The organism is Gryllotalpicola ginsengisoli DSM 22003, assembly GCF_000419445.1.
Lineage (GTDB): Bacteria > Actinomycetota > Actinomycetes > Actinomycetales > Microbacteriaceae > Gryllotalpicola > Gryllotalpicola ginsengisoli.
On sequence record NZ_AULK01000002.1, the window covers coordinates 17,871 to 34,222 of the forward strand.

At 67.2% G+C, this 16,352-nt stretch carries 16 protein-coding genes and 1 tRNA gene; 8 read left to right on the plus strand and 9 right to left on the minus strand.

Annotation, left to right across the window (positions count from 1 at the left end; translation table 11 throughout):
* Nucleotides 1–61 precede the first annotated feature (61 nt).
* A complete protein-coding gene (locus tag H563_RS0104635) occupies nt 62–931 on the minus strand; it encodes a helix-turn-helix domain-containing protein (protein WP_022881435.1) in 870 nt (289 codons plus the stop codon).
* Nucleotides 932–1,020: 89 nt separating this feature from the next.
* On the opposite strand from H563_RS0104635, the gene melA reads away from it, so the two are divergent.
* The 4 genes from melA to H563_RS0104655 all read left to right on the plus strand — a co-directional run bounded on the left by melA (nt 1,021) and on the right by H563_RS0104655 (nt 5,750).
* A complete protein-coding gene (gene melA, locus H563_RS15005) occupies nt 1,021–2,472 on the plus strand; it encodes an alpha-glucosidase/alpha-galactosidase (RefSeq protein WP_022881436.1) in 1,452 nt (483 codons plus the stop codon).
* A 64-nt stretch (nt 2,473–2,536) separates the two neighbouring features.
* A complete protein-coding gene (locus tag H563_RS0104645; protein WP_081416141.1) occupies nt 2,537–3,886 on the plus strand; it encodes an ABC transporter substrate-binding protein in 1,350 nt (449 codons plus the stop codon).
* The gene (locus H563_RS15010) at nt 3,883–4,860 is read left to right on the plus strand and encodes a carbohydrate ABC transporter permease (protein WP_022881438.1); all 978 of its coding nucleotides are present in this window, start codon (nt 3,883–3,885) and stop codon (nt 4,858–4,860) included. The genes H563_RS0104645 and H563_RS15010 overlap by 4 nt, the downstream gene beginning before the upstream one ends.
* Nucleotides 4,857–5,750 carry a carbohydrate ABC transporter permease gene (locus H563_RS0104655; protein WP_081416142.1) on the plus strand — a complete coding sequence of 298 codons (894 nt, stop codon included), beginning with the start codon at nt 4,857–4,859 and terminating at the stop codon, nt 5,748–5,750. Before H563_RS15010 ends, H563_RS0104655 begins: the two co-directional genes overlap by 4 nt.
* Nucleotides 5,751–5,863: 113 nt before the next feature.
* Here the strand turns inward: H563_RS0104655 and H563_RS0104660 are convergent, their stop codons facing one another.
* Entirely contained in the window at nt 5,864–6,277 is a 414-nt protein-coding gene (locus H563_RS0104660) for a VOC family protein (protein WP_033209798.1), read from the minus strand.
* A 97-nt stretch (nt 6,278–6,374) separates the two neighbouring features.
* The gene (locus tag H563_RS0104665) at nt 6,375–6,683 is read right to left on the minus strand and encodes a hypothetical protein (protein WP_155865016.1); all 309 of its coding nucleotides are present in this window, start codon (nt 6,681–6,683) and stop codon (nt 6,375–6,377) included.
* Between the two features lie 55 nt (nt 6,684–6,738).
* On the opposite strand from H563_RS0104665, the gene H563_RS15015 reads away from it, so the two are divergent.
* Both H563_RS15015 and H563_RS0104675 read left to right on the plus strand, forming a co-directional pair.
* Complete coding sequence (locus H563_RS15015; RefSeq protein ID WP_022881442.1) at nt 6,739–7,407, plus strand: MSMEG_4193 family putative phosphomutase; 669 nt, start codon at nt 6,739–6,741, stop codon at nt 7,405–7,407.
* On the plus strand, nt 7,404–8,174 hold the full coding sequence (locus H563_RS0104675) for an SCO1664 family protein (RefSeq protein WP_022881443.1): 771 nt from the start codon (nt 7,404–7,406) through the stop codon (nt 8,172–8,174). The genes H563_RS15015 and H563_RS0104675 overlap by 4 nt, the downstream gene beginning before the upstream one ends.
* Before the next feature lie 156 nt (nt 8,175–8,330).
* On the opposite strand, the gene H563_RS0104680 is transcribed toward H563_RS0104675, so the two are convergent.
* From H563_RS0104680 to H563_RS0104695, 4 genes are all read right to left on the minus strand, one after another.
* A tRNA-Pro gene (locus tag H563_RS0104680) sits at nt 8,331–8,404 on the minus strand.
* A 74-nt stretch (nt 8,405–8,478) separates the two neighbouring features.
* Entirely contained in the window at nt 8,479–10,947 is a 2,469-nt protein-coding gene (locus H563_RS15020) for a transglycosylase domain-containing protein (RefSeq protein ID WP_022881444.1), read from the minus strand.
* Nucleotides 10,948–11,034: 87 nt separating this feature from the next.
* The gene (locus H563_RS0104690) at nt 11,035–12,081 is read right to left on the minus strand and encodes a metallophosphoesterase (RefSeq protein WP_022881445.1); all 1,047 of its coding nucleotides are present in this window, start codon (nt 12,079–12,081) and stop codon (nt 11,035–11,037) included.
* Nucleotides 12,068–14,788 carry a transglycosylase domain-containing protein gene (locus H563_RS0104695; RefSeq protein ID WP_027479102.1) on the minus strand — a complete coding sequence of 907 codons (2,721 nt, stop codon included), beginning with the start codon at nt 14,786–14,788 and terminating at the stop codon, nt 12,068–12,070. Before H563_RS0104695 ends, H563_RS0104690 begins: the two co-directional genes overlap by 14 nt.
* A gap of 106 nt (nt 14,789–14,894) precedes the next feature.
* On the opposite strand from H563_RS0104695, the gene H563_RS18070 reads away from it, so the two are divergent.
* Both H563_RS18070 and H563_RS0104705 read left to right on the plus strand, forming a co-directional pair.
* Nucleotides 14,895–15,035 (plus strand): hypothetical protein, encoded by a 141-nt coding sequence (locus H563_RS18070; protein WP_162138920.1) that lies wholly within the window; start codon nt 14,895–14,897, stop codon nt 15,033–15,035.
* Nucleotides 15,035–15,514, plus strand: coding sequence for a RidA family protein (locus H563_RS0104705; RefSeq protein ID WP_022881448.1), 480 nt, complete (start codon nt 15,035–15,037; stop codon nt 15,512–15,514). Before H563_RS18070 ends, H563_RS0104705 begins: the two co-directional genes overlap by 1 nt.
* Nucleotides 15,515–15,600: 86 nt before the next feature.
* Here the strand turns inward: H563_RS0104705 and H563_RS18075 are convergent, their stop codons facing one another.
* Complete coding sequence (locus H563_RS18075) at nt 15,601–15,894, minus strand: DUF559 domain-containing protein (protein ID WP_022881449.1); 294 nt, start codon at nt 15,892–15,894, stop codon at nt 15,601–15,603.
* A gap of 38 nt (nt 15,895–15,932) precedes the next feature.
* Nucleotides 15,933–16,322, minus strand: coding sequence for a type IV toxin-antitoxin system AbiEi family antitoxin domain-containing protein (locus H563_RS18080; protein WP_022881450.1), 390 nt, complete (start codon nt 16,320–16,322; stop codon nt 15,933–15,935).
* Nucleotides 16,323–16,352: the final 30 nt, after the last annotated feature.

Below are 16,352 nucleotides of genomic sequence, written 5' to 3' on the forward strand. Positions count from 1 at the left end.
CGTTCCGACTACTAAGGGTTCCGGAGGAAAACCGGCGGACGTCGAGCCGGCCCGAATCGCATCACCCGAAGGTGTGCCGGTACGCGCTGGGGGACAGCCCGGTGTCGCGCGTGAAGTGCGCATAGAAGTTGCTCTGCGAGCCGAAGCCCGCGGCGTGGGCGATCTCGGCCGTATTCATCGACGTTGTCAGCAGCAGTCGCTGCGCTTCCGCGATCCGGCAGCGCGTCAGGTATTTGCCGAGCGTGGTGCCGACGGTTTCGCGAAAGAGAGTCATGGCGTAATTCGGATTGAGGTGCGTTGCCCGCGCGATGTCGGCGGGTGAGATGTTGGAGCGAAAGTTCGCCACGGTGAACCGCGCCATTTGGACGACGTGCTGCATGCCGTCGTTGTGCAATCGGGAGTCCTCGCCGTCCAGAGTGCGCCTCGCGTCGTGCATCAGGTGGTAATGGAGCAGTCGCCTCACCAGCGCGTGGATCTCAAGTAGCGCGAACTGCTCGGTGTCACTGCCGTCGAGATCGGTCAGCCACGACGTGAACATCGACTCGACGTCCCTCCCGGCGGCCTCGGCGGGAAGCACGATCGGGCGGTCGGTCAGCAAGTCGCTCAAATTCGAGTCGGGCAGGCCCCAGCCGAAGACGGTCGCCAAGGGGATGTGGACCCAGCAGTTGTCGCTATCGGCGGGGATCTCGTCGTCAACCAGCCGGTGCGGCGTCGCTCCCCAGAACACCGCGATCTGGCCTTGTTTCACCTGCAGCGGGCTGCCGCCGAAGAGATAGTCGAGCGAGCCGCTCACCACATAGTTCAATTCGAGGTCGTCGTGGCGGTGAGGCTTCTGCATCAGCGGAGCCTGTCCGCGTCGCACCCAGATCGCCGGGTCCTCGACCACGACGTCGGAAACCAGACCTGTTGTTCGCAGCCGCCTTTGGTGCACGGACTCACGATAACCACACCTGAGGATCCTGGAAGATCTCGTTTCGGAGACGGAAGTGCCGACGGCCGTGCCGCTCCTAGCCTGCCGATATGTCTTCCACTTCGACCAAGCCAAAGATCACCATCATCGGCGCTGGTGGCTTCGTGTTCCCCTTCCGGCTCATCGGCGACCTGCTGAGCTTCCCTGCTCTGCGCTCAGGGCAGCTGTGCCTCATGGACATCAACGCGGACCGCCTCGAGCGCACGGCCACGGCGGCTCGCGAGCTCGCCTCGCACCACGGATTCGAGACCGGCATCATCGAGACGACCGACCGACGTGAGGCGCTTCGCGACGCCGACGTCGTGATCATCACCTTCCAGGTCGGTGGCATCGAGTCGTACCGCCACGACGTCGAGATCCCGCGGCGATACGGCGTCGACCAGACCGTCGGCGACACGGTCGGCCCGGGAGGAGTGTTCCGGTTCCTCCGCTCGGTCACAGCTTATGAGGCCATCGCGGCCGACGCGCTCGAATTGTGCCCCGATGCGCAGTTCATCAACTACGCCAACCCCATGGCGATGGCCACGGCCTTCCTCAACGCCAAAGGCCTCAACACGGTCGGGTTGTGCCACAGCGTGCAGGGCACGACTCGCATGCTCGCCCGCACTCTGGGAGTGCCTTACGAAGAGGTGAACTTCATCTCCGCCGGCATCAACCACCAAGCCTGGATCCTCAAGTTCGAGCGCAACGGCGAAGACCTCTACCCACGACTGCGCGAGACGATGCGCGCGCGTCATCTGCGCGGGCGCGCAGCACAGGGACTGGTCTCCGACCAGGGTGACCACAGCGAGGCTGCTAAGGAAGAGAGCAACTACGAGGGCGGCAACGAGCAGGTCCGCACCTCGATCATGGAGGCATTCGGCTACTTCGAAACCGAGTCGAGCCATCACGCCTCGGAGTACCTGCCGTACTTCCGCAAGAACCCCGACCTCGTCGCGGAGTTCATCCCGGAACGGTGGGACTACTACGAGATCTGCGCTTCTCACGACGAGCAGGGCGACATCGACGAGCAGCTGCAGAAGCTCAAGAAGGAGCTCGCCCCCTCGGTCGAATACGGGGCGACCATCGTGAACTCGCTGGTGACCGGCCAGCCGAGCGTGATCTACGGCAACGTGCCCAATGCCACCTCTCTCATCACCAACCTCCCCTCAGACGCGTGCGTGGAGGTCCCGTGCCTCGTCGACCGCAACGGGGTGCAGCCGACCGAGATCGGCGATCTTCCCCTGCAACTCGCTGCGCTGAACCGCACAAATGTCAACGTGCAGACGCTGGCTGTGCGCGCGGCACTGACCGGCGACCGCGAGAGCGTCTACCACGCTGTGGCGCTGGACCCGCTCACTGCTGCCCTGCTCACCCTCGATGAGATCCACTCGATGACGGATGAGTTGATCGAAGCGCACTCGGCACTTCTGCCCGAGGCGTTGCGGCATTCCTCGAGCCGCCACGACGTAACGGATGCCTCCCCGGCGCCCTCTCAACAGGAGACGGTTCCCGCTCTCTGAATGAAGCGCGGCCGACGCCGTGCGACGTCGATCGCGTCCACCACCTACGAACAAAGGAGTTTGTATGTCTTCCCCCTTTTCGTCCAGCGGCGATAACGCCCTCACTCGGCGCCAGGTCTTCCGCTACGCCGCGGCAGCCGCAGGAACCGTGGCGCTCGGCTCGACTCTCGCAGCGTGCTCCACGGGCGCCGCATCGTCGCAGGCGACCGTCGGCCCCAACACGAAGGCCGACCTCGTACTGACCACGTGGAATATCGCGGCCGACATCGTGACCTACAAGAAGTTCGCCGCCGACTACAAGAAGAAGTATCCCGGCGTCAACATCAAGGTGCAGGTCACGCCGAACGGTGACTTCAATCAGTACCTCAGTACGCAGCTGGCCGGCGGCAACGCTCCCGACATCATCCGCAACACCTGGCAGCAGATCGGACGCTGGGCGGCGAACGGCGGCTTCATCGCGCTCGACGACTACCTTCCCAAGGATTACGGGAAGGACTTCGGTTCGACGTTCTGGAGCGCTGCCCAGCTGGACGGCAAGGTGCACGGCGTCCCGCAGCACACCGACACCTTCGGCACGTACTACCGCACGGATGTGATGGACCAGATCGGGGCGAAGCCCCCGGCCAGCCTCGATGACGCGTGGACCTGGGACGAGCTCGTCTCGCTCGCCCGCGAGGTGAAGAAGGCGACGGGCAAGTCCGCCGTCGCATATGGCTTCGAGGGAGTGAACACCGCCTACCGCTGGCTTCCGATCCTGTACATGCACGGCGGCAAGCTGATGGAAGACGACGGCAAGACGCCGGCGATCAACACGACCGAGGGCGTCGAGGCCATTGCATGGTTCCAGAAGCTGTACTCGGACGGGTTGATTCCGAAGTCCAACACGATCAAGGGCTCGACTACGGCGGCGGTGGAGAACACCTTCACCAGCGGCGAGGTCGGCCTCATGATGTGGGGCGACTGGATCATGGGCGACATCGGCAAGGCGCTTCCGCAGGACAAGTGGAACATCACCTACATGCCGAAGGATCAGTCCGCTGCATCCGATCTCGGCGGCAACCTGCTCTCCGTGTCGAAGGACTCGAAGTACCCGGCGGTCGCGGCCGACTTCATCCAATTCGTGTGCAATCAGCAGAACATGCAGTACTTCTGTGAGAACGACCTGTTCCTGCCGGTTCGCACCCAGCTGATGAACACGCAACTGAACTTCAAGTCGAACAAGGAACAGATGGCCGTGTTCAGCAAGCAGGCGTCGACGGTTCCCGCTGCCATGGCGAAGGTGGAGACGCTGCCCGACTTCGCCGCGATCAACCAGGTTCTCGCTGACCAACTCGACCTCTGCTTCATCGGGCAGCAGACGCCGAAGGCCACCGCGAAGAACATCGCCGACGGAATCAAGAATGCGTCCTCATGACCAACGTGATCTCCCACAGCGTCACCAAGGGCGCGACGGGTCGGGGCGACGGAGGAGAGGCGGCTCCGTTGCCTCAGCGGAACAGCCAGGCGGGGCGGCGCAAGTCGCGGCGCGAAGCCCGCGTGGCGCCCTGGGCCTTCATCAGCCCGAGCCTGGTGCTCTTCGCAGTGTTCGCGTTCGCGCCCATCATCGCGGCCGTGGTGCTGAGCTTCCAGAACGTGCAGGTCTTCGGAGGCGGTACCTGGGTCGGGCTGCAGAACTACCAGCAGATGCTGACTGCTCCGCTGTTCTGGACAAGCGTGTGGAACACCATAGTGTTCACCGTCGGCACTGTGCCCACGAGTACAGCTCTCGGGCTGCTGCTCGCAGTGATGCTGAACCGCAAGCTGCCCGGTCGCGGCATCATCCGCAGCCTCTACTTCCTGCCGATGGTCGTCTCGGGCGTCGCGGTCTCGCTCGTGATGGTGTGGATGTTCAACAGCGATGACGGCATCGTCGACGCGTTCTTGCAGACCATCGGGTTGCCACGGATCGACTGGCTCAGTTCGCCGCATTGGGCGATGGTGACCATCATCCTCGCCGTGGTGTGGGGGCGAATCGGCTTCTGCATGGTGACGTACCTGGCAGCCCTGCAGGGCATCAATCCGTCACTTCTCGAGGCGGCCCAGATCGACGGTGCCGGCAACTGGCGTCGGTTCGCGTCAATCACGTGGCCGCTGCTGAACCCGACGACCTACCTGCTCATCGTGTTGAACATCGTGTTCTCACTTCAGGCCTTCGACGTGATCTACGTGATGACCGGCGGCGGTCCTGGCTTCTCGACAACAGTGCTGATCCAGTACATTTTCCGGTCGGCTTTCACAGACGGGAAGATGGGCTACGCCTCGGCCGTCGGTATCTTCCTCGTGGTCGCGCTGCTCGTTCTCACGTGGCTGCGTAGCCGCCTCTCTCGGAAGTCGGAGGACTTCGCATGACGACGATTACTGCAGCCAACGGTGCGGCGGCTTCGACGGCTCCCGCATCCCCCGCGCCTCGGCCGAAGCGGGAGCGAAACAGCGTCGGCCGGTGGGTGGTCTGGGCGCTGCTCGTTGCCGGCGCGCTGCTGATGTTCTTCCCGGTCTACTGGGTCTTCGTCACGGCCATCAGCCCGGGGGGTCTCGCGCAGAGCGGCGGCTTCGCCCTCTGGCCGTCACGGGTCGACCTCGGCGTCTTCGCTCGCGTTTTCAAGAGCCAGCCGATAGGGCTGTGGATGCTGAACTCGACGATCACCTCGGTGGCGAGTGTCGTGATCTCGGTGGTCATCAGCCTGCTGGCCGGATACGCGTTCGCGAAGTACAGGTTCCGCGGCCGAGACGCGATCTTCGCACTCATGCTTCTCACGATCATGGTGCCGATCCAGGTGATCGTCGTGCCCGAGTTCGTGATCGTGTCGAAGCTCGGACTCGTGAACTCGTATTGGTCGGTGATCCTGCCGAGCGCAGCGCAGGGGATCTGCATCTTCATCGCCCGCCAGTTCCTCGTGGCGCTACCCGATGAGCTGATCGAGGCCGCACGGGTGGACGGGGCGGGCGAGTTCAAGATCTTCCGTAGCGTCGTGCTGCCGATGAGCGGCCCGCTGATCGCGGTACTCACGATTCTCACCTTCGTGTGGCGCTGGAACGACTTCATCTGGCCGCTGATCGCCCTGCAGACACCGGACAAGTTCACGATGTCGGTCGGTCTCAACTCACTCAACGGCGCGTATGCGCACCCCTGGGATCAAATCATGGCGGTGACGCTGCTCTCGATGATTCCGGTGATCGTCGTGTTCCTGGTGTTCCAACGTCAGTTCGTGCAGGGGATCGCTGAGACGGGGCTGAAGTAGCGCGGAAAGCTGGATGCGCGGGCGCGGGCCATGGGCCCACGCGCCGCTTCGGCAGCGACGGCGGTGCTGCGCCGAATCTCTTGCCGACGGAGAGCGGCCAGGACACAGACTCGCTAATCCTCGCCCTCGGCCGGCTGCTCGTACCCGAGCAGCCACTTCACGCCGAAGGCGTCGATGACCTGGCCGTCGCTGGCTCCCCAGGGGCGCTCCTGCAGCGGGTCGATGACCGTGCCGCCCTCAGCCAGGCCGTCGAACCAGGCGTGCAACTGCGCCGGCGTGCCGTCACCGAGCAGCGCGAACATCAGCCCCGTGCTGCTGAACGTCGCCTCGTCGGCGCCCGCGTCGGCCGCGTAGAGCGAGACCGGCCCGGTCAGCACGCCGTGGGCGATGTCGTCAGGGGGGCCGTCATTGCGGCTGAATTCGGCGAACGTGTTCAACTGCAATTGGCCGCCGAACACGCGCTGGTACAGGGTGAGCGCCTCACGTGCCGTGCCGGGGAACAGGAAGTAGGGCCGAGGAGTCGCCATGCCCACAAGGTAGCGGCCCGCCGCGTCGGCGACCACCTCCCGGTAACGATCGAAGCGAGTTTCGCGCCGCCACCGCCCGCTCCCGCGTCACCGCCACCTAGGTCCGGTCGAGGTCGCTGCGCGTGCGGCGGTATTGCCGATACGCGTGCAGGTACCGGCGGAGGATCCACACGCGGAGACCGACCAACAGTGCACCGAGCACGACGCCGAACCATGCCCCGAGATAACCCTGCACGACTCCCACGACGCTCACCCCGATGAGGAAGAGCCAGTTGGCGAGCTGCACGAAGCCGAACACGATGAGCTTGCGGCCCGGCGGCCGCAGGAACACGCGCTCTTGCTCCTTCTTCGGCGCCGTGCCGTCGTCGCTCACCACGGGGGAGTACCCGGCCCTCGGCCGTGTCACGTCGGCCGACGCATCCGATCACCCGCTCGTGCACGCGCCTGCCTAGGCTGGCGGCATGGCCACGGTGATCCTCGTGCGGCACGGGCGCAGCGTCGCGAACGCGCGAGGAGTGCTCGCCGGGCGCGCCGCCGGCGTCGGACTCGACGACACCGGGCGGGAGCAGGCCACCCGCACCGCCGAGCGCCTGGCCGCCGTGCCGCTGGCCGCGGTCGTCTCGAGCCCGCTGCTGCGCTGCCGGCAGACCGCGCGGCTGATCCTCGACCACCAGCAGACAACCCCTGCCCCCGCAGCGCCCATCGACCGCGGACTCATCGAGTGCGACTACGGCGAGTGGCAGGGCCGCGCTCTCGCCGACCTCGCCCGCGAGAGGCTCTGGTCGGTGGTGCAGTCCCGCCCGTCGGCCGCGACCTTCCCCGGCGGAGAATCCATGGCGGGCATGCAGGCCCGCGCCCTCACCGCCATCGCCCGGCACGACCGCCGCATCGAGGACGACCACGGGCCAGGCGCCGTGTGGGCCGCCGTCACGCACGCCGACATCATCAAGGCGGTGCTGGCCGAGGCGTCCGGACTGCCGCTCGACCGGTTCCAGCAGATCACCGTCGCCCCGGCATCCGTCTCGATCGTGCGCTACGACGCCGACGGCGCGACCGTGCTCGCCCGCAACGCGAGCGACGCGACCGCGCTGACGGATGCCGCCCCCGCACGCCCCGGGACCGCGTCATGACCATCGCCGCCGAGCTCGGCGACGGGCAGATCGAGCTCGTCTCGCGCATCCCCTCCGCGTCGAACGCCGCGTTCTTCGGCCGCGTCGGCGACACCGCCGTGATCTACAAGCCGTCGGCGGGGGAGAAGCCGCTGTGGGACTTCCCCGACGGCGATCTCGCCCAGCGCGAGCTCGCCGCGTACCTCGTCTCCGAGGCGCTCGGCTGGAACATCGTGCCGCCCACCTGCGTGCGCGACGGGCCGTTCGGGCCCGGCATGGTGCAGCTGTGGCGAGAGCCCGGCCGCGGCCGACGCGCGGTCGAGCTGGTGCCGCGTCGCGAGCGGATGACGGCGGGGCGGCGGCGCGTCTTCGACGCCGTCGGCGACCCCGAGCTGCCCGTAGCCATCGCCCACGAGGACTCGGCCGAGCTGCGCCGCATCGCCGTCTTCGACGTGGTCGTCAACAACGCCGACCGCAAGGGCGGGCACATCCTCGAGATGCCCGACGGGCACCGGCACGGGGTCGACCACGGGCTGACCTTCCACGAGGACGACAAGCTGCGCACCGTGCTGTGGGGGTGGGCGGGGGATGCCCTGCGGCCGGACGAGCTCGCGGGCGTCGCGCGGCTGCGCGCCGCCCTCACCGGTGCCCTGGGCGCCGAGCTCGCGGGGCTGCTCAGCTCCGCAGAGGTGGAGGTGCTCGACTGGCGGTGCGAGCTGCTGCTCGACGAGGCGCGGTTCCCCGAGCCGCGGATCGGCTGGCACGCGGTGCCCTGGCCCCTCCTCTGACGCGCGCCTCGAAGCCCGTTCCCTGAGGAGCGCGGAGCGCGTCTCGAAGGGCGGGCTTCGAGACGCCGGCTGCGCCGGCTCCTCAGCCATCGGGAACGGGGAGGCGGCGCCGCGGAACGACGAAGCCCCCTCCTTGCGGAGGGGGCTTCACGAATGTCGGGGTAGCGGGATTCGAACCCACGGCCTCTTCGTCCCGAACGAAGCGCGCTACCAAGCTGCGCTATACCCCGGTCGGCCCCGAAGGGCCTCGGCCAGTCTACCCGATCGTGTGAGCGGCGCAGACCATGCGGCCCGGCCCCGGAGGTCAGCCGGTGCCCGGTGTCGGTTCCGTCTGATCACCGCCGCCGAGCAGGCCGCCGGCATCGCCTCCGCTGTCGCCGCTGCCCGCGCCGGTGTCCGTTCCCGTGCTCGGGCTCGGCTGGCTCGTCTGCGAGGCCTGCTGACTCGGCTGGGACGTCTGCGAGGGCTGCGAGGTCGCCGACGCCGACGGCGAGGGCGTCGCCGTCGTGCTGGGCTGCGGCGCGGTCGTGGCCGGCGGCTGGTAGTTCGAGCCGTACAGCAGCTCGCTCGAAGGCGCGGGCCAGTCCCCGCCGCCGTAGACGGCGTTGAGCGCCGCGATGATGGGCTTCGCGACCACGAGCTTGGCGTCGCCGCCGTAGACGTACGCCCCCGTGGTCGCATTCGTGAAGCTCTGTTTTCGGATGTTCACCCACTCGGACTGCGGACCCGTGTTGCCGACCCACGTCGCCTGCGCGACCTTCGTGGTCGAGGTGATGAGCCAGTTCTGCTGCGCCTCGTCACTCGTACCGGTCTTGCCGAACAGCGGGATGCCGTCGCCCGGGTTGGCGAGCGCGCCGGTGCCCGGGGAGACCATGACGGTCTTCAGGGCGTAGATCACGGCGTCGGCGATGTCCTTGGGGATGGCCTGCGTGCACGTCGTCTTCGGCACGGTGATCGACTTGCCCGTATCCATCCGGGTGATCTTGTCGATCGCGATCGGCGTGCAGGTCATGCCGCCGTTGGCGAACCCGGCGTAGGCCTCGGCCATCTGCAGCGGCGAGACCGAGTTCACGCCGATCGCGCTGGTCGGCGCGGTCGACCACTTGTTCGCCGGGTTCGCGCTGTCCACCCCCATCGACTTCGCGAGCTCGTGCACCTCGCACAGGTTCAGCTGCTCGGCCATGGCCATGTAGGCCGTGTTCACCGACAGCTGCGTCGCCGACAGCACCGAGCGGTAGCCGGCCTCCCACGACTCGTCGTTCTGCACCTGGAACAGCGCGTTGCCGCCGTAGGGAGCATCCGACCCGCAGGTCGATTTGAAGTCCTGGTAGTTGAACCAGGTGCTCGACCCGTTCACGGTCTCGTAGAGGGTGTGCCCCTTCTCCAGCCAATCGGCGAGCACGAACGGCTTGAACGACGAGCCCGTCGGGAACCCGCCCGAACTGCCGTACTCGTATGGGGTGGTGTAGTTCACCGCCGTCGCCCCCGGATCGGAGGTCGCCCCCGCGGTGTACGTCTTGTTCTCGGCCATCGTCACGACGCGGCCGGTGCCGACCTCCATCGACACGTTGGCGGCGCCGAGATCGTAGGTCGTCGAGTGCGGGATCACCGCGTCCAGCGAGCTCTGCGCGGTGGACTGCAGGTCGAGGTTCAGCGTCGTGTAGACGTTCAGCCCGCCCTGGCGGAACAGGCGGCGCCGGTCGTCGGCCGTCTTGCCGAAGGCCTTGTCCGACAGCATGATGTCCTGCACGTAGTCGCAGAAGAACCCGGCGTCGTACTGCTGCGCCGTGGAGCAGCCCGACGGCACGTCCTTCAGCTTCGGCGTGATCGGCTGCTTGACCGTCTCCTCGTACTGCTTCTTCGTGATCTTGTCGTTCACGAGCATCCGCTCGAGCACGTAGTCGCGGCGGTCCTTGGTGGCCTTGTAGCCGTTGTCGGGGTTGCTGCCCGGGTTCTCCTTCGCGGTCTGGTCGATGCGCAGGTTGGCCGGGTTGTTCAGGATCGCGACCAGCGTCGCCGCCTGGTTCAGGTCGAGCTTCGCGGCGCTGGTGCTGTAGTAGTGCTGGGCGGCGGCCTCGACGCCGTAGGTCGAGCCGCCGAAGCCGACCAGGTTGAGGTAGCCGAGCAGGATCTCGTTCTTCGAGTAGCTCTTGCTCAGCCCCATCGCGTAGCGGATCTCCTGGATCTTGCGATCCACGCTGACCCCGGCCGCGTCCTGGTAGCAGTCGTTGAGCTTCTTCTCCTGCTGCTTCTGCTGCTTCTTCGTCGCGTTCGCGTCGACCGAGTACTCGCTCTCGCAGCGCTGCACGAGCACGTTCTTCACGTACTGCTGGGTGATCGACGAACCGCCCTGCACGCTGCCGCCGAGGGCGGTGCTGGTCGCGCCGCGCAGCGTGCCGATGATGTCGACGCCGCCCTCCTTGTAGAAGCGCGGATCCTCCGTCGCCACCGCGGCGTCCTTGACGGTCTGCGCGACCTGGTTCCACTTCACGTCGACGCGGTTCTGGTAGTAGAACTGCGCGATCTTCACCCACTGGCCGCCCTTGGTGGCGTAGAACGCCGTGTACTGGTCGGGCGGGTCGATCTTCAGATAGTCGGGCAGGGAGTTGAAGGCATCGGAGCCCTTGTTGACGATGGTCGAACTCGCGAACGCGGCGGGCGACAGCAGTGCCCCGACGAGCACGCCGGCGAGGACGCTCAGCCCCAGAAAGGACGCGATCGCGCCGACCTTGCTACCTGAGCGGGACCCCCGGAACGACGCGAAGACAGACACGGAGGAGAGGGTACCCAGGCAGGGTGGGAGCTTTCTCAGTGGGCGCCGTGATCGACCCATTGTTACGCGCCCGATATGCGCGAGCTGTTAGGCGACGGATGCCTCGGCCGTCGGCACCAGCGTCAGCAGCGACGCCTCGGGCGGGCAGGCGAAGCGCACCGGCGCGTAGATCGATGTGCCGAGTCCCGCGCTCACATTGAGGTAGGAGGAGCGCCGGGCGTGCTGCCACATGCTCAGCCCCTTCACCTGCTGGCGGGGGATGTCGCAGTTGGTCACGAGCGCGCCGAAGCCCGGCACGCAGATCTGGCCCCCGTGCGTGTGGCCGGCGAGGATCAGCTGCGCGCCGTGGTTGACGAAGTCGTTCAGCACCCGCTGGTACGGCGCGTGCGCGACGCCGATGCGCACCACGGAGTTCTGGGGCGATCGAGGAGCGCCGCGGCGCCCCTTCCCCGCCGGCTGAGGAGCGCCTTGGCGCGTCTCGAAGCCCCACTCCTCGTCGAAGCTCTCCTCGAGCTCGTCGATCGCGCCGGCCACGAGGTCGAGCCGGTCGTAGCCGCGGTGCGGGTCGTCGACGCCGAAGAACTCGAACCGGGTGCCCTTGACCGTGATCGCGGCCGCCGTGTTGTTGAGGCCGGTCAGCCCCAGGTCGTCGAAGTAACGCCGGAGCGCGTCGATGTCGAGCCGGGTCGCCTCGCCGTGCAGGCGGGAGGGGCCGGTGAAGTACTTCATCGGATTGCGCGGCTTCGGCGCGAAGTAGTCGTTCGAGCCCCACACGTACACCCCCGGCGTGCCGCGGAACGGCTCGAGCCCGGCCGCCACCCCGATCAGGCCGTCCCGGTGCCCGAGGTTGTCGCCGGTGTCGACGATCAGGTCGGGCTGCAGGCGGGCCAGCGCCGCGATCCAGGCCTGCTTGTCGCGCTGCCACGGCGCCATGTGCAGGTCGCTCAGGTGCAGCATCCGGATCGGCTCGGCGCCGGCCGGCAGCACCGGCACGATGTGCTCGCGCAGGGTGAAGAGGTTGCGCTCGACGAGGGCGCCCCAGGCGAGCGCACCGGCGGCCAGGGCGGCGCCGGTCGTGACGAGGGAGCCCGCGCCGCGCCATCCGTTGGACCGGGATGGGCTAATGGTGGCCATGACCGCCGCCGCCGGGGGCCGGAGACGAGCCGCCGCTGTCGCCGTCGCCGCTGCTCTTGGCCGCCGCCTTGACGGTGATGGTGACCTCGGCGCCCTCCTTCGCTTCCGAGTCGGCGCCGGGGCTCTGCGCGGAGACCGTGCCGGACGTGCTGCCGCTGACCTTCACGTGGAAGCCCGCCGCGAGCAGTGTCTTCGTGGCGTCGGCCACCGACTTGCCCACCACGTTCGGCACCTTCACCAGGTTGCCCTTCGAGGTGTAGACCTGCACGACCGAGCCCTTGCTGGCCTTGCTGCCCGCGCCCGGGTTGGTGCCGGCGACCTTGCCCTTCTCGACGGAGGAGTCCTTTTCGCCGCCGTCCTGGTAGGTGAAGCCGAGGCCGGAGAGGATGGACTTCGCCTCACTGACCGTCTTGCCGCTCAGGTCGGGCACCGGGATCTGCTCGCCGTTGGTCAGCTTGTCGTCCGGTGCGGGGAACTCGCTGCCGCCGTAGACGCGGTTCAGCTCCTGCAGGATCGGTTTCACGACGCTGAACTTGACGTTGCGCCCCTGGTTCGGCCCTGGCCAGGTCAGGCTCTGGAAGCCGACGTTGCCCGACACGTTGCCGACCCAGACCGCGTTGGCGACCTTGGTGGTCGAGGAGACCAGCCAGTTCTCCTCGGAGTTGTCGGAGGTGCCGGTCTTGCCCATGATCGGCACGCCGTCGCCCGGGTTCGCGGCCTGGGCGGTGCCGCCGGCCTGGAACGGGGTCTTCAGCGCGTAGGCCACCGTCGCGGCGATCTTCGGGTCGATCGCCTGCGTGCACGTCGACTTCGGCACCGCGAGCGACTTGTTGTTCGCGTCGACGATCTTGTCGATGTAGATCGGCGAGCAGGTCTTGCCCTTGTTGGCGATGCCGGCGTAGGCGACCGCCATGTCGACCGGCGCGATGTAGTTGGTGCCGAGGATCGACGCCGGCTGGTAGTTGAGCTGGCTCGGAACCGGCTTGCCGTTGTCGTCCTTCACGATGACGAGCTGCCCCGCCGAGTTGTACTCGCGCTCGTACGGGTACGCGGGCTTCACGCCGAGCGACTTCGCGACATCACGGATGCCGCACATGTCGAGCTGCTCGCCCATGACGGCGTACGCGGTGTTGACCGACTCCTTGGTCGCGGTGAGCACGGTCATCCGCCCGCCCTCGCCGGCCGTGTCGTTGCCCAGAGTCCAGGTTCCGGCGAAGGGGCCCGATTGACAGGAGGCGTGATAGTTCGACTGCGGAATGGTGACGGTGCCCGTGGGTGCGTTGACGTAGTCGTTGAGCGCGTGGCCCTCTTTCAGCCATTCGATCAGCGAGAAGGTCTTGTACGACGACCCCGTTTGGAAGCCCGCGGACCCGCCGTGCTGGTAATCGAAGGGGTAGGCGACGGTCGTCGAATCCGATTGCAGCGTATTCGTCGTGTTGTACGGCCGGTTCTGCACCGCCATCACCACGCGGCCGGTGCCCACCTCGACCGACACGTCGGCGGCGCCGAGGTCCATGCCGGCGCGGGTCGCGGGGATGTAGGCGCTGAGATTGGCCTGGGCGCTGGACTGCAGGTCGAGGTTCAACGCGGTGTAGATCTTCAGGCCGCCGTGGTTCAGCAGCTCGTCGCGATCATCCTGCGTCTTGCCGAACACGGTGTTGCTCTGCAGCTCGTTGATCACCGCCTGGCAGTAGAACGCGGCGTCGTACTTCGCGGCCTGCGCGCAGCCGGAGGGCTGCGGGGTGATCTTCGGCTTGATCGGGGTCTTGACGGCCGCCTCGTACTGCGCCTTGGAGATCTTCTTGTTCTTCAGCATCGAGGAGAGCACGTAGTCGCGCCGCTGCTTGGCCAGCTTGTATCCCGACTTCGGGCCGTTGTCGGGGGACTCCTTGTCGGTCAGGTCGATGCGCAGCTTGTTCGGGTTGTTGACGATGCCGACGAGCGTGGCGGCCTGCGCCAGCGTGAGCTTGGCCGCCGTCGTGTCGAAGTAGTAGCGGGCGGCGGACTCGATGCCGTAGATCTGGCCGCCGAAGCCGGCGATATTGAGGTATCCGAGCAGGATCTCGCGCTTGGTGTACTTCTTCTCCAGGCCGATGGCGAGCTTCATCTCCTGCACCTTGCGGGCGGGAGTCTGCTGCGTGTACTCGTCGTAGCAGTCCTGGTACTTCTTGTCCATCTCGGCCTGCGCCTTCTTCTGCGCATCGCCGGTGCCGTCGACCAGCACGTTGTACTTCTCACAGGTCTGCAGGCGCACGTTCTTGACGTACTGCTGCGTGATCGACGAGCCGCCCTGCACGTCGCCGCTGCCGCCGAGGTAGGTCACCGCGATGGCGCGGGCGGTGCCCTCGAGGTCGATGCCGCCGTGCTCGTAGAAGCGCGGGTCCTCGGCGCTCACCGCGGCGTCCTTGACGATCTGGTTGACCTGGTCCCACTTGTCGATGATGCGGTTCTGCGAGTAGAAGGTCGCGATCGCCTGCGGCTTGCCGTTCTTGGTCGCGTACATCGTCGAACGCGTCGCCAAGGGGTCGATCTTGATGTACTCGGGCAGACCCTCGAACACACCGATGCTGTTGTTCGCCGCCATGCCGGTGACCGCCACCGCCGGGGTCACCGCCGCGGCGACCAGCAGGCCTGCGACCACGCTCATCGCGATGAAGCCGATGAGGCCGCCGATCACACCTGTGGCAGTGACATTTCGGGCAGACATAGGATTCAAGATACAGACGGGAACCTGGCAACCGGCTCGGGCGCTCCCGCATTCGCGCGGATTCGTACGCATCGATCGAGGAGAGAATTTGGCTCGCTGGGAGTACGTGACTACCCCGCTTCTGCTGCACCGTGAGACGGCGATCCTGAACAACTGGGGCTCCGAGGGATGGGAGCTGGTTCAGGTCGCGCAGGGCCCGGAGGGCGGCCTGATCGCGTTCTTCAAGCGCCCGGTGGACGAGTCCTGATGGGCGCCCCCGTCTCCGCCGAATCGCGCCTCGCCGAGCTCGGCATCACGCTGCCCGAGGTGCCCGCGCCCGCCGGGGCGTACGTGCCCGCGGTGATCACCGGCTCCCTCGTCTACACCGCCGGCCAGCTGCCGTTCGTCTCGGGCTCGCTGCCCGCGGTCGGCCGGGTCGGCGAGGGGCCGGGGCTCGTGGCATCCGATGACGCGAAGGAGTACGCACGCATCGCCGCCGTCAACGCGCTCGCCGCCGCCCGCTCGGTGCTGGGCTCGCTCGACCGGGTCACCCGGGTGGTCAAGGTCGTCGGCTTCGTGGCATCGGATGCCTCGTTCACCGGTCAACCCGGCGTCATCAACGGCGCCTCCGAGCTGCTCGGGGACGTCTTCGGCGCCGCAGGCGCCCACGCCCGCTCGGCCGTCGGGGTGGCGGCGCTGCCGCTCGGCTCGCCCGTCGAGGTGGAGCTGGTGCTCGAATTCGAGTAGGCGCGGGCGGGGCCCCTCGCTCGACCGGGCGATGCGAGAATCCCAAGACGCAGGCTAGGGAGGAGCTTTTCGGCAGAAGTTCCTCCCTATCGTGCGTCTTGGGAGATTCGGTGCGAGCCGTGGCCGAGGTGGAAGGCGATCTCCGCCCGCACCCTGGCCCAGTCGTGCATCACCTCGGCGTAGCCGTAGCGCAGGACGGTGTATCCCATCCGCCTCAGCCGGCGGTCCTGCCGGCGGTCGCGAGCCAGCTGCCCCGAGTCCTCCAGGTGCTGCTTGCCGTCGAGCTGGATGATCAGCCTGTCGCCGATCAGCAGGTCGACAGGGTGTCCGTCGATGACGACCTGCTCGCGGCACGGCACTCCCTCGAGGATGAGCCTCACGCGCGTGACCGATTCGAGTCCGGAATCCGCGAGGACACTCAGAGCATGTTGAGGCCTGACTCGAGGTAGATCAGGTCGCCGAGGGGATCGAGCGGTGCGCTGTCCCAGTGGGCACGCGGCCGCGGCTCGACACCGTCGTCGACGAAATGGCTGTGGTTGGCGCGGAACGCCACATGCAGCCTGCCGTCGTCGACGACCCAGATGCCGCGCAACCGCGCTGCCGAGACGCACGCGAGCCTGCCGCCGAGCGCGACCGCACGCACGAGGGCCGGGTCGGCCCACGGCCGAGCGACCACGCTGCGACTGACGGGGATCAGCTGGCCGTCCGCGATCCAGCGGCGCAGCTTGTGATCCGTGACGCCTTCGGCACGAAGCATCCGTCTCGTCACGATGCCCAGGTTGTCTCTCAGCAGGGTGCGAACCGTCATGCCGTCGAGGGTGCGGCTTGTCGCCGGACG

Coding starts and splice junctions, on each gene's coding strand:
- melA (WP_022881436.1), top strand. CDS start 1,021: ATGTCTTCCACTTCGACCAAGCCAAAGATCACCATCATCGGCGCTGGT.
- H563_RS0104645 (WP_081416141.1), top strand. CDS start 2,537: ATGTCTTCCCCCTTTTCGTCCAGCGGCGATAACGCCCTCACTCGGCGC.
- H563_RS15010 (WP_022881438.1), top strand. CDS start 3,883: ATGACCAACGTGATCTCCCACAGCGTCACCAAGGGCGCGACGGGTCGG.
- H563_RS0104655 (WP_081416142.1), top strand. CDS start 4,857: ATGACGACGATTACTGCAGCCAACGGTGCGGCGGCTTCGACGGCTCCC.
- H563_RS0104660 (WP_033209798.1), bottom strand. CDS start 6,277: ATGGCGACTCCTCGGCCCTACTTCCTGTTCCCCGGCACGGCACGTGAG.
- H563_RS15015 (WP_022881442.1), top strand. CDS start 6,739: ATGGCCACGGTGATCCTCGTGCGGCACGGGCGCAGCGTCGCGAACGCG.
- H563_RS0104675 (WP_022881443.1), top strand. CDS start 7,404: ATGACCATCGCCGCCGAGCTCGGCGACGGGCAGATCGAGCTCGTCTCG.
- H563_RS0104690 (WP_022881445.1), bottom strand. CDS start 12,081: ATGGCCACCATTAGCCCATCCCGGTCCAACGGATGGCGCGGCGCGGGC.
- H563_RS0104695 (WP_027479102.1), bottom strand. CDS start 14,788: ATGTCTGCCCGAAATGTCACTGCCACAGGTGTGATCGGCGGCCTCATC.
- H563_RS0104705 (WP_022881448.1), top strand. CDS start 15,035: ATGGGCGCCCCCGTCTCCGCCGAATCGCGCCTCGCCGAGCTCGGCATC.
- H563_RS18080 (WP_022881450.1), bottom strand. CDS start 16,322: ATGACGGTTCGCACCCTGCTGAGAGACAACCTGGGCATCGTGACGAGA.